Origin of the sequence: Cupriavidus phytorum, assembly GCF_003254285.1 — a bacterium.
GTDB classification, from domain to species: domain Bacteria; phylum Pseudomonadota; class Gammaproteobacteria; order Burkholderiales; family Burkholderiaceae; genus Cupriavidus; species Cupriavidus phytorum.
Map to the genome: position 1 here is coordinate 711,977 of NZ_QKZN01000001.1, position 21,126 is coordinate 733,102.

A 21,126-nucleotide genomic window follows, 5' to 3' on the forward strand; every position below is an offset into this window, starting at 1 on the left:
GTGGCCGGGATCCGGATGCCGGCGGCGACCGCGCCGCCGGCACGGTCAGGCATTCTGTTGCAGCGGTTCGAGGATAGCCCGCGCGATAGTGTTGCGCTGGATCTCGCTGGTGCCGGTGAAGATGCGGAACATGCGCAGCTTGCGGAAGGTCTGCTCGACCGGATGGCCGCGCGTGACGCCGACATTGCCGTGGATCTGCACGGCCTTGTCGGCCACCTCGAAGCAGCGCTCCGAGATGAACAGCTTGCACGCCGCGGCCTTCATGCGCAGGTCGGCGCCGGCGTCGGCCAGCGCGGCGGTGTGCGCGATCATGCTTTCGCAGGCCCACAGCGCCGCGGCCATGTCGGCCAGCATGTGCTGGATTGCCTGGAAGCGCGCGATCGGGCCGCCGAACTGGCGGCGCTGGCCGGCATATTCCACCGACGACTGATAGGCCCGCATGGCCAGCCCCAGCATGCTGGGGCAGTGCAGCAGGCGGTTCACGTTGATGCGCGACATGCCCAGCTTGAAGCCGTTGCCTTCGCCGCCGAAGATGTTGGCGCGCGGCACGCGCACGTTGTCGAAGCGGATATCGCCGTCGATATGCTGGCCGGACATCGGCACATACTCGTTGGTCACCGTCACGCCGGGCAGGTCCAGGTCGACCAGCACCGCAGTGATGGCCGGCGGCGCGGCGGTGGCGTCGGTCACGCACATGACGATGGCGAAGTCGGCAAACGGCGCGCCGCTGATGTAGTGCTTGCCGCCGTTGATGACCAGCTCGTCGCCGTCGGCCACGGCCGAGGTCTTGATGCTCTGCGCATCGGAACCGGAATGCGTTTCCGTCAATGCGAAGCAGGTCGATTTCTCGCCGCGGATCACCGGCTTGAAATACCGCTCGAGCTGCCCGGGCGTGGCGTACTTCAGCATGTTGCCCACGCGCGGCGGGCCGCCCAGGTCGCCCAGCACGTGCGCTGCCAGGGTCGAGCCGCTCGCGGCCAGGTCGGCCTTGAGCGCGCATTGCTCCTGGATGTTCAGGCCCTTGCCGCCGAGCGCGGTGGGCAGGCAGGCGGCGTAGAAGCCCAGCTCACTGGAGCGGCGCCAGACCTGGCGCAGGGTCTCGCGCGGCCACGGGTCCTCGGATCCCAGGCCGAGTTCCTGTTCCAGCGGGCGCAGCTCCTCATCGATAAAGCGGCGGATGCCGGCGCGGGTTTCCAGCAGGACGGGGTTGGTCAGGTGGTCGAACATGGCAGTTTCCTCGGTGCGGCGGGTTCAGTTGACGCGGCGTCCGACGCCTTGCCAGTAGCGTTCGCGCACGATCTTGCGGGCCAGCTTGCCGCTGGCGTTCTTGGGCAGCTCGGCGACAAAATCGACCGAGCGCGGCGACTTGTAGTCGGCGATGCGCTCGCGGCAGTGCGCGATCAGCTGCTGCGCGGTGGCCTCGCGCCCGGGGCGCAGCGTGACCACGGCCTTGACGCTTTCGCCCCAGGTGTCGTCGGGCACGCTGATAACGCAGGCCTCGAGCACGTCGGGGTGCTGGTACAGCGTGGCCTCGACCTCGGTCGGGTAGACGTTGAAGCCGCCGGAAATGATCATGTCCTTCTTGCGGTCGACCAGGTACAGGTAGCCGGCCTCGTCCACGCGCGCCATGTCGCCGGTGTGCAGCCAGCCGTCGACCAGGGTCTCGCGCGTCAGATCGGGCGCGTTCCAGTAGCCGTGGAACACGTCGTCGCCGCGGATCACCAGTTCGCCGATCTCGCCCACCGCCACTTCCTTGCCGTGCTCGTCGACCACGCGCACTTCGGTCTCGCCCAGCGCGCGGCCGCATGAGGCCAGGCGCTCGGGATGGTTGGCGATGGCATCGGCATGGTCGCTGGTGGACAGCCGCGTGACGCCAGAGGTCGATTCGCTGGCGCCATAGCCCTGCGACAGGATCGGGCCAATGCGTTCCCAGGCCTCGCGGATGCGCGCCGGCGCCATCGGCGCGGCGCCGTAGGCCAGCGTCTTCAGGCTCGACAAGTCGGCCTGCGCCAGCGTGGGCTCGGCCAGCAGCATATTGATCATGGCCGGCACCATGAACACATGGGTGATGCGCAGCCGCGCGACTTCGGCCAGGAAGTGCGCCGGCTCGAATTTCTCGAACAGCACCAGCGTCGCGCCTACATACAGGTAGGGCTGCATCAGCATGCCGGAGGCGTGCGTGACCGGGCCGATCAGCGCCAGCCGGTCGCCGGGGCGGGCGGGGCGGTCCATGCCGGACACTACCTTGCGCAGCGCCGCCATGCGGTTGCCGTAGCTCTGCATGGCGGCCTTGATCTTGCCGGTGGAGCCCGACGAGAAATGCAGCACGGCGAGGTCGTCGGCCGCCGGGGTGATGTCGGGTGCGGTGGTGCCGGCGTTGGCCAGCAGCGCTTCGTATTCGACGTAGCCGGCGGGCGCCGCGCCGATGGCGATAAAGGTCTCGATGCTGCCGAAGCCGGCCGTGGAGCGGTCATAGCCGGTATAGCCCGGGCCCGCGATCAGCACGCGCGGGGTGCAGTTCTCGACCACGTCGCTGGCCTCGGCCGCGGTAAAGCGGGGGTTGAGCGCGGCCTTGACCAGGCCGGCCTTGTACAGCGCGCATTCCAGTTCCACCAGTTCGGGCCGGTTGCGCGACTGCACCGCGACCCGGTCGCCGGGACGCAGGCCCAGCGCCAGCAGCGCATTGGCCAGCCGCGTCGAGCGTTGGTCGAGCTGGCGATAGGTCACCACCTGGTCCTGGTAGAGGATGGCGGGCAGGTCGCCCCAGTAACGCGCGGCGCGGCGCAGGAAATACGCGAAACCCATGCTGTCTCCGGTAAAGGCTGAGTGATGTTGCTGCACGCTCGGTGGTGTGCTCGTGCGCTGTAGTCTGTAAGATGGCGGGCATCACCACAATGACGCATTGGCTATAAAGCCATAACCGCCGGGAATGTGAGGCAATGGAGACGCGGGATATCGAATACATCCTCGCCGTGGCGGCGCACGGGGGCATCGGTCGCGCCGCCGAGGCGCTGGGGATCAGCCAGCCGGCGCTGACCAAGGCAGTGCAACGGGTGGAATCGCAGGCGGGGCTGCCGCTGTTCGAGCGCACCGCCAACGGCATCGCCGCGACCTACGCCGGCACCCGGTTCCTCGAGCGCGCGCGGCGCATCCAGCTGGAGTACCAGGACGGCCTCAAGGAGATGCTGGGCATCCGTACCGGCGAACAGGGCGTCCTGCGCGTAGGCTATTCACCGTCGATACCGGGCGATGTGATCCTGGGCGCGTGCCAGCAGCTGGTGCGCGAGCGCCCGGTGGCGCGTCTGCGGCTGCGCCGCCGGCTCGCGCGCGACTTGCTGGACCTGCTCGCGGCCGGGGAGCTGGACATGGCCGTGGCACCGACCCCGTCCGGCGCGCTGGCCGCGACCTTCGCGGTGCAGCCGCTCTTCGACGACCGGCTGGTGGTGGTGGCCGACCAGGGCCACGCGCTGCTGCGGCGGCGCAAGCTGCGCCTGGCCGACCTCGCCGACCAGGAATGGCTGCTGCCCGAACGGCATATCACGCTGCGCCAGCAGGTCGACGCGGCGTTCCGCCAGCGTGGCCTGCCGGAGCCGCAGCCGCGCATCGAGATCGACTTCGGCAGCAGCTCGCTGTTCGCGCTGATGCAGGGCACGCAGATGCTGAGCATCGCCAATGCCGCCGGCGACGCCATGCAGCGCGGCCTGCGCGTGCTGCCGCTGGGCGTGGAGGAACTGGACCTGCGCCGGCGCATCGGCGTGGTCACGCGCGAAGGTGCCTACCTGTCGCCGCTGGCGCAGCGGCTGACGGTGCTGCTGCGCGAGCACAGCGGCTAGCCGGGCGCGCTTACTGCAGCGGGATCTTCGCCACCGCTGCGAGCCGCTTCCAGCGCTCGATCTCGTCCTTCTGGTATTGCCGCATCTCGGCCGGGGACGACAAGATCAGTTTGGTCGACTGGCGCGTGTAGTAGTCGCGCACATCCGCGGCATTGCCGGCCTGCATGAACAGGTCCTGCAGCCGCTTCACCACCGCCGCCGGCGTCCTGGCCGATACCGCTGCCGCGACCCAGTTGTAGGCCAGGAAATCCGGCAGGCCGGCCTCGACGATGGACGGCACGTCCGGCAGCAGCGGCGAGCGCTGCGGCGCGGTGTAGGCCAGCGCGCGCACCTTGCCGCCACGGGCCAGCTCGATTGCGCCTGTGGCATCGACCACCGCGAAATCGACATTGGCCGCCATCACGCCATTGATGGCATCGCCGGCGCCCTTGTATGGCACCGCCGTGGTCTTGATGCGGGCCAGCTCGTTGAGCCATTCCGAATAGAGCGTGTACGAGATCGAGCCCGTGCCGTAGTTCAGCGCGCCGGGACGCTTGCGCGCGTCATCCAGCAGCTCGGACAGCGTACGGTAGGGCGAGCCGGCCGGCACGATGATCACGCACGGCCCGCGCGACAGCAGCGTGATCGGCGCAAAGTCCGTCAACGGGTCATACGGCAGCTTGCGGAAGGTGGCGGCATTGGTCGACAGCGTGGAATTGCTGCCGATAAAGACGGTGTAGCCGTCGGCCGGCGCGTTCAGCGCGGTCTGCACGCCGATAAAGCCGTTGCCGCCGGGCTTGTTTTCGACCACCACGCCCTGGCCGGTCAGCTCGCCGATTTTCTTGGCAAACATGCGTGCGGTGGTGTCAGTGCCGCTGCCCGACGGGAAGGGCACGATGAAGCGGATCGGCCGGGCCGGAAAGGTGTCGGCATCGGCCGCGCGCGCTGCCGGCGGCGTCGCTGCGCCCAGCAGCGCCAGTGCGGCCGGAAAGAGTCCCAGGAAGCGGCGACGGGAACGGAAAGCCTGTTGCATGGCGGTCTCCTGACGGTGGAATGCCCGGCGTGTCTCCGCCGGTGCAAGGGATCGATGCGGGCCTAGCGGCGCAGGCCCAGCAGGTCGCGCGCAATGACCCAGCGGTGCACTTCGCTGGGGCCTTCGTAGATGCGCATCAGCCGGGTCTCGTTGGCCATCTGCTGCAGCGGCAGCTCCTTGGTCATGCCCATCGCGCCGAAGGTCTGCATGGCCTGGTCGATCACGTCCCAGGCCATTTCGGTGGCGAACACCTTGATCATCGACACCTGCGTGCGTGCTTCTTCCCCGGCGTCAATGCGGGTGGCGGCTTCGTAGGTCATCAGCCGGCAGGCGTGGATGCGCGTGGCGGCGTCGGCCACCCACCACTGGATCGCCTGGCGCTGCGCCAGCGGCGCGCCGAAGGTCTGGCGCTGCGGGGCGTACTCGCAGATCATGTCCAGCGCGCGCTGGGCGCGGCCGATGCACCAGGCCGCCATCTGCACGCGCCGCGTCGACAGCCGCGCCTGCATCGGCGCGAAGCCCTGTCCCTCGGCGCCGAGCAGTTGCGTGGCGGGGATGCGGCAGTCTTCCAGCACCACTTCATAGGTCGACGCGCCGCCGATCATCGGGATGCGCCGCTCGACCCGCAGGCCCGGCGTGCCGCGCTCGACGATAAACGCCGAGATGCCGCCGCGCGCGCCACGGGCCTTGTCGGTCACGGCCATGACGATGGTCCAGTCGGCGCGCGCCGCGCGGCTGATCCAGATCTTGCGCCCGTTCAGCACCCAGTGGTCGCCATCGCGCTCGGCGCGCGTGGCCATCATGGCCGGATCGCCGCCGGCGCCCGGTTCCGAGATGGCGATCGCCGACACGGTCTCGCCGCGCGCATACGGGGCCAGGTAGCGCTCGCGCTGGGCCGCGCTCGCGGTCAGCATCAGCATGCGCAGGTTGGGCGAATCCGGCGGCAGGTCATAGGGGGTGATGGTCTTGCCGAGTTCTTCGTTGACGCCCACCATCGCCACCGTCGGCAGGTCCGAGCCGCCCAGCTCGGCCGGGGCATCCAGGCCCCACAGGCCCAGTTCGCGCGACATCGCGTCCAGGCGCGCCTGCTCTTCGGGCAGCAGCGCCATCTGGCCGCCAGCGGCTTCGCGCGCCAGTACCGTGGGTTCCAGCGGGATCAGCTGCTCGCGCACGAAACGCGCGACCAGGTCCTTGAGCATGCGGTGTTCTTGGTCGAGTTCAAAATGCATGACGGTCTTCTCGGTGGTTTATCGGGGTTGGCGCGCTTCCTGGGCGATGGCCAGTTCGCGCAGGACCTCGTCGGTGTGCTCGCCCAGCGCCGGCGCATGGCGGCGCAGCGACAGCGGCGTGGCCGAGAAGCGCGCCGCTGGGCGCAGTTCACGCAAGCGGCCCTCGGTAGGGTGCTGCGTTTGCTGGAACAGGCCGACCGCGCGCAGGTGCGGATGGTCGACCAGCGCATCGAGGCCGTAGATGGGCGTGGCGGGAATGTCGAGCGACTCGAACAGCAGCATCCATTCTTCCGTGCTGCGCGCCGGCGTCAGCTCCGCCAGGTGGCCGTACAGCGCGCGGATATTGGCGTTGCGCTGCGCGCGGTCGGCCACGTCGTAGCGCTCGGCCAGGTCGCCGCGGCCCACCGCGCGGAAGAAGGCCTGCCAGTGGCGCTCGGTGTAGGGCAGCGCGCAGATCCAGCCGTCGCGGGTCGGCGCGGGGCGCCGCCCGCCCTGCAGCAGGCGGGCGTAGCCGGCGCCGGCCGGTGGCGGGTCGAAGGTCAGGCCGCCCAGGTGCTCGGTCATCACGAAGGCGGTCATGGTTTCGAGCATCGGCACCTCGACCAGCTGCCCCACGCCGTGGCGCTCGCGGTACAGCAGCGCGGCCAGCACGGCATTGGCCAGCGCCAGCCCGGTGGTCTTGTCGGCGAGCAGGCTGGGCACGTATTCCGGGCGCTCGCCGCCTGCAGAGCCCAGCGCGACCAGGCCGCAGCCGGCCTGGATGATGTCGTCGAAGGCCGGCTTGTCGCGGTGCGGGCCGTCCTGGCCGAAGCCGGTGGCCAGGCAATAGATGATGCGCGGGTTGATGCGCGCCACCTCGGCGTAGCCGAAGCCCAGCCGCTCGATCGCGGCGACGCGCATGTTGTGCACCAGCACGTCGGCGCCGGCAATCAGGCCGCGCAGCGCCGCCGCGCCCTCGGCGGTCTTCAGGTCGAGCACGACCGAGCGTTTGTTGCGGTTCAGCGCCAGGTAGATCGAACTCATGCCGGCATGCTGCGACACGCCATTGGCGCGCATCAGGTCGCCCTCGGGCCCTTCGACCTTGATCACGTCGGCGCCGAAATCGGCCAGCACCTGCGTCGCCAGCGGGCCGAGCACGACCGCGGTCAGGTCGAGCACGCGGATGCCGTCGAGCGGGCCGGCCGGCAGCGCGCGCTTGTCTACTTCGCTCATCGATCCCTCCCTCAACGGCGCTGGAACACGGGGGCGCGGCGCGCGGCCATGGCGGCGACGCCCTCGCGGAAATCCTCGCTGCGGAACTGTCCGCGCTGGATCGCCAGCTCGCGCTGGTTGATCTCGGCAATGCGGTCGGCCAGCCCGTCGCGCAGCGTGGCGCGCGTGGTTTCCACTGCGAGCGGGGCCGAGGCAGCGATCTCCTGCGCCAGCGCCATGGCACGGGCATCGACCTCGTCCCGGGCGACCAGCTCGTCGGCCAGGCCGATGCTGACTGCCTCGGTCCCGGTGATGCGCCGGCCGGTGTAGAACAGCAGCGCTGCCTGCTGCTCGCCCACCAAGCGCGGCAGCGTCAGGCTCAGGCCGAAACCCGGGTGGAAGCCCAGTCGGTTGAAGTTGGCGCTGAAGCGCGCCTCGGCGCAGGTCACGCGGAAATCCGCCACCAGCGCCAGCCCGAGCCCCGCGCCGATGGCGGCGCCCGCGACCGCGGCGACGATGGGCTTGCGGTTGCGGTACAGCTTCATCGCATGCACATAGAAGGCGGCGGGGTCGCTGGCGACTTCACCCTGGCCGGTGCCGCTGAAGTCGGCGCCGGCGCAGAACGCGCCGACGCCCGAGGCCAGCACGATGGCGCGGCAGTGGTGGTCGTGGTCGAGCGCCAGCAGGGTATCGGCCAGGCGCCGCATCACCTCGGCATCGACAAAGTTGTGCGGCGGGCGGGACAGCACCACGCGGGCCACGTGGCCGTCGCGGGTGACGTGGATCTCGGCAGCGGATGACATGCGGGGGCTCCTGTGGGGTCGGCCGGCTCGGGGCCGCGTGCCCACAGTATTCGCGCGGTGCCGCCGCGCCGCTATACTCGAATTTCACTTATTGAAATTGACAGCGATGCCTGACGCCATCCCGCCGCCGGACTCCACGCGCAGCGTGACCCATCGGACCGGCCGCTTTACCCGGGACACCGCGGGCAGCCAGTCGCTGGAGCGCGGGCTGGCGCTGCTGCGCGCCTTCCGCGTCGGCACCACCAGCCTGACCAATGCGGAACTGGCCGCGCGCAGCGGCCTGCCGCGCCCGACCGTCAGCCGGCTGACGCGCTCGCTGGTCGATGCCGGCTTCCTGCGCTACGACGTCAACGAGCGCGCCTACCGGCTGGCGCCGGTGGTGCTGAGCCTGGCCGATGCCTTCCACCAGTCCAGCCGCGCGCCGGAAATTGCGCTGCCGCTGATGCGCAAGGTGGCCGAGGCCGGCAAGGTCAACGTGGGGCTGGCGGTGGGGGACCATCTGGAGATGGTGTACCTGGCGTCGATCCGGCACAGCCGCGACAGCGTGTCGCGCACGCGCCGGGTGGTGCCGGGCTCGCGCGTGCCGATGGAACTGACGGCGATCGGCCTGTCATGGCTGGCGGCGCAGCCGGAGGAGGTGCGCAGGGACCTGCTGGCCGGCATCGCCGTCCGCCAGGGGGCGGCCTGGCCGGGCATGCGCGCGCGCGTGCTGCGCGGCATCGCGCAGGCTCAGCGGCACGGCCATTGCACCGCGGCCTACCAGCCGGGGCATCTGCTGGCCGTGGGCGCGGCCTTCTCGGGTCCGGACCAGCAGCTGTACGGGCTCAACATCAGCTACCCGTTCAGCGAAACCGAGCGTCGCCGCGACCACGCGCGCCATGCCGCGCAGCTGACGCGGCTGGTGGCCGAGATCCAGCAAGCCTGGCGGCGCGCCGCCGGCTAGCCGCGTCAGTACACCGACGGCATGCCTTCCGGCCGGTTCTTGAAGCGCCGGTGGATCCAGTAATACTGCTCCGGCATGGTGGCGATCTGGGTTTCGAGGAAGGCGTTCATGCGGCGCGAGTCCTCTTCGACGCTGCCGGAGGGAAAGCCTTCGAGCGGGTCGAACACGCGCAGCCGGTAGCCGCGGTAGTCGGGCAGCACTTCGGTGGTGAACGGCACCACGCGCGCGCCGGTCATGCTGGCCAGGCGCGAGGCCGAGGTCAGCGTGCACGCCGGCACGCCGAAGAACGGCACGAACACCGAATCGTTGATGCCGAAGTCCATGTCCGCCGCCAGCATCACCGGGCAGCCGGCGCGCAGCGTGCGCACCACCTGCTTGCCGCTGCCGTTGCGCGGGATCATCTCGGCGCCGAAGCGCCCGCGCTGGGTGCGCGAGATCTGCTCCAGCAGCGGGCTCGACATGCGCGTGTACAGCGATGCCACCGGGTGGCGCATCGAATAGAACATGCAGCCGGCTTCGATGCCGACGAAATGAAAGCCCATGAAGATGGTCGGATGCTCCGCGCACGAGGCCAGGTCGATGCGCGAATCGAGCTCGACCAGCTTGCCCAGCCGCTCGGCGTTGCCGAACCACTGCACGCCGCGCTCCAGGTAGCTGCGCAGCACATGGCCGAAGTGGTCGCGCGCCAGCCGCTCGCGCTCGCCCGGATCCATGTCCGGGAAGCACAGCGCCAGGTTGGTATGGACGATGCGCCGGCGGCGGCTGGGGATGCGGTACAGCAGCCTGCCGAGGGCGTCGCCCAGGCGGGCGGTCACGCCGTAGGGCAAGGCGGCAAAGAGCTTGAAGGCTGCGATGGTGAGCGCAGCCTGGAGCTGGTGCGTCATGAAGATCCTGGGGGCGGCAGCGACGGTCGGGGCGGACCCACGGACAGGCCGCTGCACGGCAATGGTTCGGCGCCAAAGGGTGGCAAGCGGCAAGCGCGCGCTACGCTGGTGCGCCATCCCTGCGGCGCCGGGTGACGGGCCGCTGGAGTGCGCTATGCGTCGCTACGCAGCTTTGTGCTGAGGGCGCACTGTAGCACGATGGCAGGGGGCCAGGAATGGCCGTTACGACCGGTATCAAACCGGCAACAGATGACGGTTGCGCAACCTCACAGCGCACGATAGCGAGCGGCTAGTGCGGACACGGCGCGGCCTGGCAGCAAAAAACCGCCCGGGGCAACGCGCAGGGCGCGGTGCCGTCAGCGTTGCTTCAGCTCGCCGAGGTAGTAATTGACCTCGGCCAGCAGCGCCGTGTGGAATTCGGCCGGCAGCACATGGTCGTCGGTCAGCGACAGCAACTGGTCGATGCGCTGCCGGAACTGCCGCTGGGCGCTGGCGCGCGCATCGGGCGGCAGCGCCACCGCCATGGCGCACAGCATCTCGCGCATCACCAGCAGCCGGGCGCCGTACTGGATCATGGCGTCGCCCTGGGTCTTGAGGTTCTGCGCAAGCTGTTCCGGCATGCCCTTGCGCGGCGCGCCGGCAGCGGACGGCGCCGGCGGCGGCTCGGCGCGGGCCTTGCCGCCGGCCTCGGGCGCGGGTGTGCCCAGCATCTTGCCGAGCATGGGGATCTTGAACATGGGCGAGGCTCCGGATGCGCCGGGGGCGGGGTGGTCTGGTGCATCCATCATGGAAGCGTGCGGGTGGCCGGACTGTGCGGCAGCAGACAATGGGCCGGTGCGGCACCGGCGCTCATGCGCCGGCGGGTCCGGATTTGCGGCACTTGCCCGCGCGTGCCGGCGGCTGGCACAGGCCGCAGGTGTAGCGCTGGCGCGCATCGTGGGCGCACACCACGAACTCGCCGCGACAGCACTGGCAGCGCGCCAGCTGCAGCATGCCGCGCTCGTAGAAGCGCACTAGCATCCAGGCGCGGGTAAAGCTGAGCTGCGCGGCCTCGCCGGTGACGCTCAGGTGCTCGCGATACATGCGGAAGCCGGCCAGGGTGGCGCGGATGCCGTCCAGGTGGCCGGCTCGGATCATGTAGCGGTAGGCGCCGAGCAGCATCGAGGCATGGGCGTTGGGGCGCCAGCCCAGGAACCAGTCGGTCGAGAACGGCAGCATGCCCTTGGGCGGGGACGCCCCGCAAAGCTCCTTGTACAGGCGGGCCAGCCGCTCGCGCGGCAGCGACACCTCCGCCTCCAGCACCTGCAGGCGCGCCCCCAGGCCGATCATCTCGATCGCGAGCCGGGTTTGCTCCAGGTCGTCCAGCACGCTTTTGCGGGCGGGGGCAGGCACAGGTAAAGGCCGGGAAGCTGCCGCAGCGGGGCCGCCGACGGCGGCGACGGGGGTTGTGTCCATGGTCTCCTCCTGCCGGGGCGTGACACAGTGCGGCGCTGTCCGCCTACGTGCCGCGGATCCGGCTTTGCGTGATGGAGGACGATTCTTCGATCGCTGCGCGCTTATATCCGTGATTCTTGTCAACAATCGCAATTCCACGATCGACAGCATCAAATTTGCCCGGGTCTGTTGTTGGCGCAATTTGTCGGTGTCCGGCGCGCCATCCACGGCGACTGTAGGAGAAGCGCCCACACGCTATCGGACAGACGCCGATTTAACGGTTCCGCCCATGGGCTACGCTGCAAGAACACCAACGACAGGGAGCAACCCATGGCTGCAAACTTCCTGATCAGGCAGACCGCGCAGGGCTGGGAACTGACGGTCGAAAGCGCGCGCAAGGGCCTGGTCCAGTGCGACGACCGCGACGTCGCCGTCAACATCGGCATGGCCGCGGCCAAGCGGCGCGGTGTGGTGCTGATCGTGCACGAAGACGAGGACGATGCCCCGCACGGCCTCACTCCCCTGGCCGCGTGACGAGGCAACCCCGCGGCAACCCGATTGCGTGACAACGGCGGGCGCCCTTTACCGGTGGCGCCCGCCTTTGCTTTGGTGCGGGGCGCGCGGCATGCGTGCCGACTTCCATGCCCGTCAATGGTATGGAACTTGCGCCCCGGTGACTGGCTGCGCGGCCGCCGGGCCGCGCCGGAAGCTCAACCCTTGGAGACAGCGATGCATCCGTTCCGAAATGAAGGCGGCGGCTCCTGGTGGCGCGAGGACCGCGACGCCGATGAATCCCGCCGCGATCGCGACGACCCGCGCGGCAACGACCCGCGCGGCTACGGTGAGGGGCGCTATGGCCAGCGCGGCGGCCCCGCGCGCGACTACGGCGAAGGCCGCTATGAAGGCCGCCAGCGGCACGACAGCGACGTGCGCGAGTCCGGCTACTACGGCGGCCGCTCCAGCCCGGCGCAGCGCGTCTGGGAAACCTCTTCGCGGCGCCCGCCATGGGAAGAGGATGAAGCCTGGCGCCGCGGCAGCGAGGTGCGCGACGAATGGGGCGACAGCGGGGGCGGCAGCCGCGGCACTGCGTCGCGCGACATGCCCCGCGGGCGCGACCGCGTTGGCCCCAAGGGCTACCAGCGCAGCGACGAGCGCATCCGCGAGGACATCTGCGAACGGCTCGCGCACGCGCGCCATGTCGATGTGCGCGACGTGGAAGTCGAAGTGCAGGGCGGCGTGGTGCGCCTGACCGGCAACGTGCGCGACCGGCGCCAGAAGTACTGCATCGAGGACATCGTCGACGATGTCTTCGGCGTGCAGGAAATCCATAACGCGGTGCGCCTGGGCGCGCCGGGCGCGTTCGGCGTGTCGGGGATCACCGAGGGGGCGCAGTCTGGCGGGCAGTCCGGCGGGCAGTCCGGTGGCTCCGGCCAGGGGCGCGTCAGCGGCGTCAGCAGTTCCGGCAGTGCCACCGGCTCCAGCGCCAGCAGCTATGGCGGGGGCATGGAAACCGGCAGCGGCGGTCCCGGCCAGGGACGCGACAGCACCGGCGGCACCACGCGCATGGGCTGATGCAGTTACGGCGCCGGCGGCTTGTCCGCCGGCGCTGCCGGGGCGCTCCCCGACGCGTCCTGCGGCTCCGCCATGCGGCGATGCTGCTCGGCCAGCACGTCGGCGGGCGTCACCATGGCAATGGCGGCGCGCAGCTTGTTCTGCCACCCCGGCACCACCTCGCCCTCGCCGCGCATCATGGCATCGAAGCCGACCCGCGCCACCTCGGCGGGATCGGCCTTTTTCTGCTGGCCGAGGCGGGTATCGAGCAGGTCCGCGCGTTCGAAGAAGTCGGTTTCGGTGGCGCCCGGCATCAGGCAGGTGACCGACACGCCGGTGTGCTGCAGCTCGTGCCGCAGCGCGTAGGAGAAGGAATCCAGGAAAGCCTTGGTCGCGTTGTACACGGCCTGGCAGGTGCCGGGGACGAAGCCGGCGATCGATCCCGTGATCAGGATGCGCCCCTCATGCTGGGCGCGCATGATCTGCCCGACCCGGTGCAGCAGGTGCAGGGTGCCGGTCACGTTGGTCTCCACCACGCGCTGGATTGCCGCGAAGTCCTGGTCCAGGAAGGCGTGGCCCAGGCCGCGGCCGGCGTTGGCGCACAGCACGTCGACGCGGCGGCTACCAAGCGCGGCGCAGACCTGTTCGACGCCGTCGGGCGTGGACAGGTCCGCCAGCAGTGCCGTCACGTCAGTGCCCTCGTCGCGCAATTGCCTGGCGGCGACCTCGATCTGCGGCTCGTCCGCTGCAATCAACAGGTCATAGCCGTGCCGCGCGCAACAGCGCGCCAACTCGTAGCCGATGCCGGAAGACGCCCCGGTGACGACGGCAAGCAGGCCGGTACGGCCAGGCGAAGTGTCAGGCACCGTATCTCCTTGGGGTTTGTGGCGAGTTTTTACTGTGGCGTTGTAAGGATTAGCGACGCCTCACCCTACGCGCCGCCAGGTGCGCACGCCCATCCAGACGCCCAGCAGCGCCACCAGCGTGACCAGCACCGCCAGCGTCACGGCGGTGCCGGGGCCGAGCCCGCCGAACCACGCATAGGCATCGGAACGGCGCCACAGCGCCCAGGCCAGGGTGGCGGTGGCGACCACCAGCGCGGTCTGCGTCAGCGCATCGACCACGCGCATCACGCCGCGCGCCTGGCCGGCAAGCGGATCGCGCCGGGCTTCTGAAGCGGTAATTTCGGGGTCGTCCATGGCAAGGGGCCGCAAAGGGAATGCGTGGGATGTGCAAGTCCCGTTCCCGGTCCGCGCCCCGGTTGCCCAATGGCCGCGAGGGCCTCAGAACACCCCCAGCCCCAGCCCAGCGGCCAGGCCCTCGCCGAGCTCGGCGCACCGCGCCAGGTCGGCGGCTTCGATCTGCTTGGGGGCGAGGATGCGCTCCGGCGTCTGCGCATGCGTGCAGACGATCAGCCCGGGCGCGACGCGGTTCAGGCGCCAGCCGGTGGCGATGCGCTCGAGCTGGCGCAGCGCGTTCTGGCCATCGCTGCCGGCGCAGATCATGGCGGCGTAGGGTCGGCCGTTGATGCGGTCCAGTGCGGGGTAATAGCAGCGGTCGAAGAAGTCCTTCATCATGCCCGCGATCGCGGCCAGGTTCTCCGGGGTGGCGAACAGATAGCCGTCGGCGGCCAGCACATCGTCGGGGCCGGCCTCGGCGGCGGTCTTGAGCACGACCGCGACGCCGGGCTGCCGGCGTGCTGCATCAGCGGCGGCCGCGGCCATCTGGCGCGTGCCGCCGGTCATGGTGTGGTAGACGATCAGCAGCGTTTTCATGCTTGGGGGAGACTGGTGCGTGCGTCTGACGCACGCTGTCGACTGTATCACGGCAGTTGCGCCGGGTCGCGCACCGGTCACTCAGGGCGCTGGCCGGTATCGTAGAATCCCGGGCTGGCGTCCCTGCCATGACTCCATGCCGAAATCCAGCCCTCCCGCCATCGACCGCTCCGCCAGCGAGCAGGCCATCCAGCTGCTGGATGCCGCCACCGAACATGTCCTTGCCCACGGCCTGGGCGATCTTTCGCTGCGCAGCGTCGCCGAGGCGCTGGGCACGAGCCACCGCATGCTGATCTACTACTTCGGCTCCGGCGATGGCTTCTGGCAGGCGCTGTTGCATCGCATCCGCCATGCCGAGCAATCGGCGCGCGAACGCATGGAACTCGCCGGCATGGAGCCGCAGGCCGCGATGCTGGCCGCGTGGGAGCGTTATTCCGCGCCGGGCTACCTGCCGATCATGCAGCTGATGTTCGAGATCTACGGCCGCGCGATCCGCGACCGTGAGCGTTTCAGCGGCTTTCTCGAAGATGTCGTCGGCAGCTGGACCACCACGCTGGCGGCACGCCTGCAGCGCGACCAGGGCCTTGGCGCCGCCGAGGCCAAGCTGCGCGCACGGGTCGAGCTGGCCACGGTGCGCGGGCTGTTGCTGGACCTGGTCACCACTGGCGACCGCAAGGGCACGACGGCCGCACTGAAGTATTTCGCCGCCATGATGGCGGCGCCTCCACAGGCCGGAAAGTAGCGGCGTTCATCGCCGAAATTAACGCCGACATTAACGCCGACATTCCGCACACATCGGCGTAAACCCCGATTTTGCCCTTGCATGTACCACATGGTACATTGCGCTCCACGCGCTGCGGAGGCGCGGCGTATCGTGGCAAACCAACAGGTGCAATATGGATCGGCGACAACTACTGGCCAGGCTGGCCGCAACGGCGGTGGCGATAGCGCTGCCCGGCATCGGGCACGCGCAGGCCTTTCCTTCGAAACCGGTGCGGCTGGTCGTGCCGCAAGCCGGCGGTACCGGCAACGACGTGCTGGCGCGCGCACTGGCGGAGAAACTCAGCCGCGCCTGGCAGCAGCCGGTGGTGGTCGAGAACCGGCCCGGTGCCAACGGCACGCTGGCGATCACCTATGTGCTCGGCCAGCCCGCCGACGGCCACACGCTGTTCTTCGCCGGCGTGTCGAACCTGAGCTTCAACCCGTTCCTGTATCCGAAGCTGCCGTACGATCCCGGCCGCGACCTGACCGGGGTGGCAATGCTCGCCAACTCGCCGTTCGTCTTTGTCGCGGCGCCATCGCTCAAGGTCGACTCGTTCAAGGACTTCGTGCAGATGACCAGGGCCCGGCCGGGCGAAATCAGCTTTGCGTCGGGCGGCATCGGCAACTCCACCCACCTGGCGATGGAGCTGGTTGCGCAGCGCACCGGGATCCAGCTGCAGCATGTGCCGTTCAATGGCACCGGCGGCTCGACCAGCCTGATGAACGGGCAGACGCCGGTGATGATGAACGTGGTCGCCGGCGTGCAACCCTTCATTGCCGGCAAGAAGCTGATTCCGCTGGCAGTCACCGGCGACCAGCGGCTGCAAGCGTTGCCGTCGGTGCCGACCTTCCGGGAACTCGGCTATGACGTGCAGGTACCGGGCTGGTACGCCATCGTGGCGCGCTCGGGCACGCCCGCGGCCGTGATCAGCAAGGTCAATGCCGACATCAACCAGATCCTGGACGATCCACAGTTCAAGGAGAAGCTCGGCTTCCAGTTCCTGGACCCGATTAAGGGTCCGCCGTCCGAGGTCGGGCGCTACATGAAGCGCGACGCCGACACCTGGGGCCCCATCATCCGCAAGCTGGGCATTTCGCTCTGAGGACCGTTGCCATGGCACATCTCACCAAAGCCGTACACGACTATCGCCGCGCTGCCATGCACAGGCTGATGGACCGGCTGCGCGTCGACGCACTGGTCTTCGGCACCCCCGACTTCTTCCAGTACGCCACCAACTTCCAGCTCGACGTGTGGCCGTGGGAGCGACCGGTATTCGTGGTAGTGCCGCGCAACGGCGACACCTTCGCGGTCATGAACGAACTGTCGACCAACCACATGCGCTTCGCCACGGAGCGGGGCACGGTGTGGCTCGCGGATGTGAGCTATTACGCCGAGCATCCGCGCGTGTCCAACCGGCTACCGCTGCCGTCGCAACTGCCGGAGGTGGTGGCCGCCTTGCTGGGGGCGAAAGGGCTGGGCATGTCCCGCATTGCGGTCGATGTCCAGCACCCGATCCTGGCTGGGGCGCAGCGCTATCTGCCCGAGCTGACATTGCGGCCTGCCATGGCCGAGATGCGCAGCCTGCGCTGGGTCAAGCATGCGGAAGAACTGCAGGTCATGCGCGAACTGGGAGCGCTGACGGACTGGGTGCAGGACCGCTACCGCGAGAACATCCGTCCCGGCCGGCTGGTCCAGGAACTCGACCATGCCATGGCGGCGCTGATGTCCGAAGAGGCGGCGCGGCGCTTCCCGGGCGAGGATTTCGACATCCTCAAATGCTGGACGCTTAGCGGGTCCGCTTCCGCATCGCCGCATGGAGACGGCGCCGCGTGCGGAGCACGTATCAGCGCTGGCGATACCATCGTCAACCTGGTGTTGCCACGCCTGAACGGGCTCTATGTCGAGAACGAGCGCACCTGGTTTTGCGGCCGGCCCGGCCACGAGCAGGCGCGGCTCTACCAGGTCGCCGCCAGGGCCACCGACGCTGCGGTCGCCGCGGCGGTGGTCGGCAGGCGGGTGTGCGACATGGATGCCGCCGCGCAGGCCGTGATCGAGCAGGCCGGCTGCGGTGACTACGTATTCCACCGCACCGGCCATGCGGTCGGGCTGATGCTGCACGAATACCCGGAAGACATGGCCTTCAACACCCGCCCGTTGCTGGCGGGCGAGGTGTATTCGGCGGAGCCGGGCCTCTATGTCTACGGCCTCGGCGGCTTCCGTCTCGACGACACCGTGGTGGTCGGCGAGCAGCCCGAAGTCATCGTCAGGACGCCGAAGACGCTGGAGTACGCTACCGTGGCGTAGCCATGTTCACCGCCCCTCAGTCCAGCGTCACCCCCGTATCCGCCGTCAGCTTCAGCACCACCGGCAGGTAGGCCTTGTAGGCCGCCTCGGCCTGCGCCGGGGTGGTGCCGAGCGGCTCCGCGCCCATGTCGACGATGCGCCGCTGCATGTCGGCGCTCGCGATCAGGCTGGTGGTCTCGCGGCCAAGGCGGTCGATGATGTCCTGCGGCGTCTTGGCGGGCGCCATCAGCGTGATGGGGCCGGTCAGGCGGAACGGCTCGTCGGCGTAGCCGGCTTCGGTGAAGGTTGGCACGTCCGGCAGCGCCTGCGCGCGGCGCGTGCCGGTGACCGCCAGCGGACGCAGCTTGCCGGTGGCGAAATGCTGCTTGAGCGCGGTCACCGAGCCCACCGTCACGTTGACCTGGCCAGCCAGCAGGTCGGTCACCATCGGCCCTTCGCCGCGGTAGGGCACGTGCAGCATGTCGACCTGGTACTGCCTGGCGAAATAAGTCTGGATGGTATGCGGCTGCGTGCCCGCGCCCCAGGAACCCATGCGCAGCTTGCCGGGCGAGGCCTTGGCATAGGCCAGCAGCTCGGCGACGGTCCTGGCCGGCACGCTGCTGTTGACCGCCAGCACCGTGCGCGCGGTGGCAATGTCGGAGACCGGGCGCAGGTCGGTGCGGGGATCGTAGGGCAGCTTCTTGTACAGCGCCAGGTTGGACGTGATCGGGCCGGGAATGGTCATCAGCAGGGTGTAGCCGTCCGGCGCCGCCTTGGCGACATAGTCGGTGCCGATGATGCCGCCGGCGCCGCCCTTGTTCTCGACCACCACGGTCTTGCCGAGCTGGCGCGACAGGCCATCGCCGACGGCACGCGCCAGCGTGTCGGTGAGGCCGCCCGGCGGATAGGCGACGATCAGGTGGATGGGCTTGGCCGGATAGGCGCCCTGTGCCGGCGCGGCGACGGGTGCTGCGGCGAGCGCCGCGACGCCGAGCCAGGGCAGCGCGGCCCGCAGCAGCTTGCCTTGCACCCGCGGCGAAAAACGGGCAACGGTCTTCATGATGGTGTGGTCTCCTGTTGATGCGATGTCACGGTTTGCCTTGCGCGGGCGCCGCGCGCCCGTACGCTAATCGAGCTTGATGCCGCGCGCCTGGATCAGCTTGCCCCATTTGCCGATCTCCTGGTCGATGAAGGCCGAGAACGCGCTGCCGCGCTCGGGATGCGGCTCCAGGCCCAGCCCAAGCAGCTTGTTGCGGGTTTGCGGATCGGCCAGCACGGCCGACGCCTCGCGGTTGAGCCGCTCGGTGACGGCGGGCGGCGTGCCGGCCGGCGCGACCAGCCCGAACCAGCCGTAGCCGACCATGCCCGGATAGCCCTGTTCGGCGAAGGTCGGCGCATCGGGATAGACCGGCGTGCGCTGCTCGGATGCCACCGCCAGCACGCGCAGCTTGCCGGCCTTGATAAAGGGCAGCGCCGAGGTGATGGCGGTCAGCGTGGCGTCGGCGCGGCCGGCCAGCAGTTCGGTGTAGGCGGTGGCGTCGCCGCGGTAGTGGACGCTCAGCAGCTTGAACTTGCCCACCTGCCCGAACAGCTCGGCAGTCAGGTGCGGGCCCGAGCCGGCACCCGGCGAGGCCACCGTCACGCCGTCGGGCTTGTTCCTGGCCATGCGCACGAAGTCGGCCACGGTGCGCGCCGGCGAGCTGGCATTGACGATCAGGAAGATCGGCCCCAGCACGCGCGGCCCCACCGCGACGAAGTCCTTGTGTACGTCATAGCGCTGCGCGATGCCGGCGGCTGTGTTGATGGCGAAGGGCGCGGCCGCCCACAGCAGCGTATAGCCGTCCGGCGCGGCATGCGCCACCTGCTCCGTGGCCAGGCGCGTGCCGGCGCCGGGCTTGTTCTCGACCACCACCTGCTGGCCGAGCTTGCCCCCCAGCGCCTCGGCAAGGATGCGCGCCGAGATGTCGTTGGAGCCGCCGGCACCGTAGGGCGACACCAGCTTGACCGGCCGCGACGGATAGGTTTGGGCCTGCGCCTGGCCCCCCAGGCACAGCAGCGCCACGCTGGCCGTCAGCACGGCCCGGGCGAATCCTATGGTTGGCTTCATGAAGCTTCCTTGATGCGGCGGATGGCGGGGTAGCGGAAGGTGCGTTCCAGGTGCGCGATGCCGGGGACGTACAGGCGCAACGCCATGTAGAACGGTTCGGGCGGCGCGGGCAGCCAGTTGCCGGTATCGGCGTCGTCCGCCGGTGCGCGTGCCCCCAGCACGATGCGCAGGCTGCCATCGGGCGCCGTGCGCAAGCCGGGCGAGCGGTCGCCCAGCGAATAGCGCTGCAGCGGGTTCTCCGCGAGCATGCAGTCGGATTTCCGGTACATGGTCAGCGACCAGAACGCGCCCACCTGCGGCAAGCCTTGCGCGGGGAACACCAGCTCGTACTGGTGCGTACCGTCCAGCGGCAGGCCGTCGGCATCGCAATCGGCCATCAGGTACATGGCTTCCTCGATGCCCAGCGCGCCGATGTAGTTGCGCGCCACCTCGGCGCGCAGCGCGTATTGCGCGCCGAACGAAGTGCGGATTTCCACCGGCAGGGACCAGCCGCCGCCCAGCGCGGAAGCTTTGGGCGCGGCCAGTTCCGCATCGACATGCGCCAGCGCGGCTGCCAGCGCAGTGCGTTGCGCCGGCGTCAGCGGCGTCGCGCTGCCGATGCCGGCGGCGGCGAAGCTGCGCACCAGCTCCGCTTCGGCCGCGGGCGGTGGGTTCTCGGCCAGCATGCGCCGGACGATGGCGGCGTAGCGGTCCGGGTCGCCCGGCCGCTCGCCGGCGTGCATGCCGGCGTCGATCACGCTCGCGGCGGCGGTGCCGTCGGGCCGGCGCAGGCGGATGCCGTCCTGCAAGGCATGCGCGCCCGCCAGGTCGGCGTCGCCGTCGGCCAGGATGCGGCCGATGATCCAGACCGCATCGGTGGGGCAGGGCAGCGGCGTGGCGCCGGCCGGCACCACGCCGCGCCAGGCCGGCCCGTGCAGCAGCCAGGTGCCGCCTTGCGTGCCGGTGGTGCGGGTGCCAATGTAGCCGAACGGGTTGGTATAGGCGTCGAGCAACCCCAGCACGTAATAGCGGCCGTGGCAGTCTGGCACGTCCAGCAGCAGCGGGCCGCGCGACAGGTCGAGCCAGGCGTTGGTGTAGAGCGTGTCGTTGTTCGGCGTGACCACCTGCCGGTGCTGCGGGCCGAGCAGCGCGCGCACGTGCGTGACGGTGTTGATCCAGCGCAGCGTGGACTCGGGGCCGTCGCCGGCAAAGGTGCCGGCGCTGTCGCGCCGCGGGCAGGTGGCGGCGCGCATGCGCGCCATTTCGTACAGCGGCAGCGTGTAGCGCACCGCGTCGCAGGCAAGCGCATCGAGGGAGATGTCATGGGTTGTCATGAGCG

Annotated in this window: 22 protein-coding genes; 7 read left to right on the plus strand and 15 right to left on the minus strand. The window is 69.7% G+C overall.

Annotated features, from left to right (window positions below):
- Positions 1-45: 45 nt before the first annotated feature.
- Together C7416_RS03035 and C7416_RS03040 are read right to left on the minus strand one after the other, a co-directional pair.
- Positions 46-1,227 (minus strand): acyl-CoA dehydrogenase family protein, encoded by a 1,182-nt coding sequence (locus tag C7416_RS03035; RefSeq protein ID WP_111517044.1) that lies wholly within the window; start codon positions 1,225-1,227, stop codon positions 46-48.
- Positions 1,228-1,251: 24 nt separating this feature from the next.
- The gene (locus C7416_RS03040; RefSeq protein WP_111517045.1) at positions 1,252-2,805 is read right to left on the minus strand and encodes an acyl-CoA synthetase; all 1,554 of its coding nucleotides are present in this window, start codon (positions 2,803-2,805) and stop codon (positions 1,252-1,254) included.
- Between the two features lie 134 nt (positions 2,806-2,939).
- On the opposite strand from C7416_RS03040, the gene C7416_RS03045 reads away from it, so the two are divergent.
- Positions 2,940-3,833, plus strand: coding sequence for a LysR family transcriptional regulator (locus C7416_RS03045; RefSeq protein ID WP_111517046.1), 894 nt, complete (start codon positions 2,940-2,942; stop codon positions 3,831-3,833).
- Positions 3,834-3,843: 10 nt separating this feature from the next.
- Here the strand turns inward: C7416_RS03045 and C7416_RS03050 are convergent, their stop codons facing one another.
- The 4 genes from C7416_RS03050 to C7416_RS03065 form a co-directional block, all read right to left on the minus strand.
- Entirely contained in the window at positions 3,844-4,845 is a 1,002-nt protein-coding gene (locus tag C7416_RS03050; RefSeq protein WP_111517047.1) for a tripartite tricarboxylate transporter substrate binding protein, read from the minus strand.
- Between the two features lie 62 nt (positions 4,846-4,907).
- A complete protein-coding gene (locus C7416_RS03055; protein WP_111517048.1) occupies positions 4,908-6,074 on the minus strand; it encodes an acyl-CoA dehydrogenase family protein in 1,167 nt (388 codons plus the stop codon).
- A gap of 18 nt (positions 6,075-6,092) precedes the next feature.
- Positions 6,093-7,286, minus strand: coding sequence for a CaiB/BaiF CoA transferase family protein (locus tag C7416_RS03060; protein WP_111517049.1), 1,194 nt, complete (start codon positions 7,284-7,286; stop codon positions 6,093-6,095).
- 11 nt (positions 7,287-7,297) lie between these two features.
- Complete coding sequence (locus C7416_RS03065) at positions 7,298-8,068, minus strand: enoyl-CoA hydratase/isomerase family protein (RefSeq protein WP_111517050.1); 771 nt, start codon at positions 8,066-8,068, stop codon at positions 7,298-7,300.
- Positions 8,069-8,174: 106 nt separating this feature from the next.
- Between C7416_RS03065 and C7416_RS03070 the strand changes: the two genes are divergently transcribed.
- Complete coding sequence (locus C7416_RS03070) at positions 8,175-9,011, plus strand: IclR family transcriptional regulator (protein ID WP_111517051.1); 837 nt, start codon at positions 8,175-8,177, stop codon at positions 9,009-9,011.
- Between the two features lie 5 nt (positions 9,012-9,016).
- On the opposite strand, the gene C7416_RS03075 is transcribed toward C7416_RS03070, so the two are convergent.
- The 3 genes from C7416_RS03075 to flhC form a co-directional block, all read right to left on the minus strand.
- A complete protein-coding gene (locus C7416_RS03075) occupies positions 9,017-9,895 on the minus strand; it encodes a lipid A biosynthesis lauroyl acyltransferase (RefSeq protein WP_111517052.1) in 879 nt (292 codons plus the stop codon).
- A gap of 356 nt (positions 9,896-10,251) precedes the next feature.
- On the minus strand, positions 10,252-10,632 hold the full coding sequence (locus C7416_RS03080; RefSeq protein WP_111517053.1) for a hypothetical protein: 381 nt from the start codon (positions 10,630-10,632) through the stop codon (positions 10,252-10,254).
- Between the two features lie 112 nt (positions 10,633-10,744).
- Entirely contained in the window at positions 10,745-11,350 is a 606-nt protein-coding gene (gene flhC, locus C7416_RS03085; protein ID WP_373425127.1) for a flagellar transcriptional regulator FlhC, read from the minus strand.
- 309 nt (positions 11,351-11,659) lie between these two features.
- Between flhC and C7416_RS03090 the strand changes: the two genes are divergently transcribed.
- Positions 11,660-11,863, plus strand: coding sequence for a hypothetical protein (locus C7416_RS03090; protein ID WP_111517055.1), 204 nt, complete (start codon positions 11,660-11,662; stop codon positions 11,861-11,863).
- A gap of 195 nt (positions 11,864-12,058) precedes the next feature.
- Entirely contained in the window at positions 12,059-12,901 is an 843-nt protein-coding gene (locus C7416_RS03095) for a BON domain-containing protein (protein ID WP_111517056.1), read from the plus strand.
- 5 nt (positions 12,902-12,906) lie between these two features.
- Here the strand turns inward: C7416_RS03095 and C7416_RS03100 are convergent, their stop codons facing one another.
- The 3 genes from C7416_RS03100 to C7416_RS03110 form a co-directional block, all read right to left on the minus strand.
- Entirely contained in the window at positions 12,907-13,746 is an 840-nt protein-coding gene (locus C7416_RS03100; RefSeq protein WP_111517057.1) for an SDR family NAD(P)-dependent oxidoreductase, read from the minus strand.
- A gap of 60 nt (positions 13,747-13,806) precedes the next feature.
- Positions 13,807-14,079 carry a hypothetical protein gene (locus tag C7416_RS03105; RefSeq protein ID WP_111517058.1) on the minus strand — a complete coding sequence of 91 codons (273 nt, stop codon included), beginning with the start codon at positions 14,077-14,079 and terminating at the stop codon, positions 13,807-13,809.
- 84 nt (positions 14,080-14,163) lie between these two features.
- Positions 14,164-14,655, minus strand: a complete 492-nt coding sequence (locus C7416_RS03110; RefSeq protein ID WP_111517059.1) for a flavodoxin family protein — start codon at positions 14,653-14,655, stop codon at positions 14,164-14,166.
- Between the two features lie 136 nt (positions 14,656-14,791).
- On the opposite strand from C7416_RS03110, the gene C7416_RS03115 reads away from it, so the two are divergent.
- The 3 genes from C7416_RS03115 (at position 14,792) to C7416_RS03125 (ending at position 17,722) form a co-directional block, all read left to right on the plus strand.
- On the plus strand, positions 14,792-15,397 hold the full coding sequence (locus C7416_RS03115) for a TetR/AcrR family transcriptional regulator (RefSeq protein WP_111517060.1): 606 nt from the start codon (positions 14,792-14,794) through the stop codon (positions 15,395-15,397).
- Between the two features lie 154 nt (positions 15,398-15,551).
- Complete coding sequence (locus tag C7416_RS03120; protein ID WP_111517061.1) at positions 15,552-16,520, plus strand: Bug family tripartite tricarboxylate transporter substrate binding protein; 969 nt, start codon at positions 15,552-15,554, stop codon at positions 16,518-16,520.
- Positions 16,521-16,531: 11 nt separating this feature from the next.
- Complete coding sequence (locus C7416_RS03125; protein WP_111517062.1) at positions 16,532-17,722, plus strand: M24 family metallopeptidase; 1,191 nt, start codon at positions 16,532-16,534, stop codon at positions 17,720-17,722.
- 16 nt (positions 17,723-17,738) lie between these two features.
- Here C7416_RS03125 and C7416_RS03130 read toward each other — a convergent pair whose 3' ends face one another.
- The 3 genes from C7416_RS03130 to C7416_RS03140 all read right to left on the minus strand — a co-directional run bounded on the left by C7416_RS03130 (position 17,739) and on the right by C7416_RS03140 (position 21,121).
- Positions 17,739-18,761 (minus strand): Bug family tripartite tricarboxylate transporter substrate binding protein, encoded by a 1,023-nt coding sequence (locus tag C7416_RS03130; protein WP_111517063.1) that lies wholly within the window; start codon positions 18,759-18,761, stop codon positions 17,739-17,741.
- A 66-nt stretch (positions 18,762-18,827) separates the two neighbouring features.
- Positions 18,828-19,808: a Bug family tripartite tricarboxylate transporter substrate binding protein gene (locus tag C7416_RS03135; RefSeq protein ID WP_111517064.1), complete on the minus strand. Its 981-nt coding sequence runs from the start codon at positions 19,806-19,808 to the stop codon at positions 18,828-18,830.
- Positions 19,805-21,121 carry a DUF1254 domain-containing protein gene (locus C7416_RS03140; protein ID WP_111517065.1) on the minus strand — a complete coding sequence of 439 codons (1,317 nt, stop codon included), beginning with the start codon at positions 21,119-21,121 and terminating at the stop codon, positions 19,805-19,807. The genes C7416_RS03135 and C7416_RS03140 overlap by 4 nt, the downstream gene beginning before the upstream one ends.
- Between the last annotated feature and the right edge of the window lie 5 nt (positions 21,122-21,126).

Excerpts from the sequence above, each read along its gene's own strand:
- C7416_RS03035 (WP_111517044.1), bottom strand. The coding sequence starts at position 1,227 with ATGTTCGACCACCTGACCAACCCCGTCCTGCTGGAAACCCGCGCCGGC.
- C7416_RS03040 (WP_111517045.1), bottom strand. The coding sequence starts at position 2,805 with ATGGGTTTCGCGTATTTCCTGCGCCGCGCCGCGCGTTACTGGGGCGAC.
- C7416_RS03045 (WP_111517046.1), top strand. The coding sequence starts at position 2,940 with ATGGAGACGCGGGATATCGAATACATCCTCGCCGTGGCGGCGCACGGG.
- C7416_RS03050 (WP_111517047.1), bottom strand. The coding sequence starts at position 4,845 with ATGCAACAGGCTTTCCGTTCCCGTCGCCGCTTCCTGGGACTCTTTCCG.
- C7416_RS03055 (WP_111517048.1), bottom strand. The coding sequence starts at position 6,074 with ATGCATTTTGAACTCGACCAAGAACACCGCATGCTCAAGGACCTGGTC.
- C7416_RS03060 (WP_111517049.1), bottom strand. The coding sequence starts at position 7,286 with ATGAGCGAAGTAGACAAGCGCGCGCTGCCGGCCGGCCCGCTCGACGGC.
- C7416_RS03065 (WP_111517050.1), bottom strand. The coding sequence starts at position 8,068 with ATGTCATCCGCTGCCGAGATCCACGTCACCCGCGACGGCCACGTGGCC.
- C7416_RS03070 (WP_111517051.1), top strand. The coding sequence starts at position 8,175 with ATGCCTGACGCCATCCCGCCGCCGGACTCCACGCGCAGCGTGACCCAT.
- C7416_RS03075 (WP_111517052.1), bottom strand. The coding sequence starts at position 9,895 with ATGACGCACCAGCTCCAGGCTGCGCTCACCATCGCAGCCTTCAAGCTC.
- C7416_RS03080 (WP_111517053.1), bottom strand. The coding sequence starts at position 10,632 with ATGTTCAAGATCCCCATGCTCGGCAAGATGCTGGGCACACCCGCGCCC.
- flhC (WP_373425127.1), bottom strand. The coding sequence starts at position 11,350 with ATGGACACAACCCCCGTCGCCGCCGTCGGCGGCCCCGCTGCGGCAGCT.
- C7416_RS03090 (WP_111517055.1), top strand. The coding sequence starts at position 11,660 with ATGGCTGCAAACTTCCTGATCAGGCAGACCGCGCAGGGCTGGGAACTG.
- C7416_RS03095 (WP_111517056.1), top strand. The coding sequence starts at position 12,059 with ATGCATCCGTTCCGAAATGAAGGCGGCGGCTCCTGGTGGCGCGAGGAC.
- C7416_RS03105 (WP_111517058.1), bottom strand. The coding sequence starts at position 14,079 with ATGGACGACCCCGAAATTACCGCTTCAGAAGCCCGGCGCGATCCGCTT.
- C7416_RS03110 (WP_111517059.1), bottom strand. The coding sequence starts at position 14,655 with ATGAAAACGCTGCTGATCGTCTACCACACCATGACCGGCGGCACGCGC.
- C7416_RS03115 (WP_111517060.1), top strand. The coding sequence starts at position 14,792 with ATGCCGAAATCCAGCCCTCCCGCCATCGACCGCTCCGCCAGCGAGCAG.
- C7416_RS03120 (WP_111517061.1), top strand. The coding sequence starts at position 15,552 with ATGGATCGGCGACAACTACTGGCCAGGCTGGCCGCAACGGCGGTGGCG.
- C7416_RS03125 (WP_111517062.1), top strand. The coding sequence starts at position 16,532 with ATGGCACATCTCACCAAAGCCGTACACGACTATCGCCGCGCTGCCATG.
- C7416_RS03130 (WP_111517063.1), bottom strand. The coding sequence starts at position 18,761 with ATGAAGACCGTTGCCCGTTTTTCGCCGCGGGTGCAAGGCAAGCTGCTG.
- C7416_RS03135 (WP_111517064.1), bottom strand. The coding sequence starts at position 19,808 with ATGAAGCCAACCATAGGATTCGCCCGGGCCGTGCTGACGGCCAGCGTG.
- C7416_RS03140 (WP_111517065.1), bottom strand. The coding sequence starts at position 21,121 with ATGACAACCCATGACATCTCCCTCGATGCGCTTGCCTGCGACGCGGTG.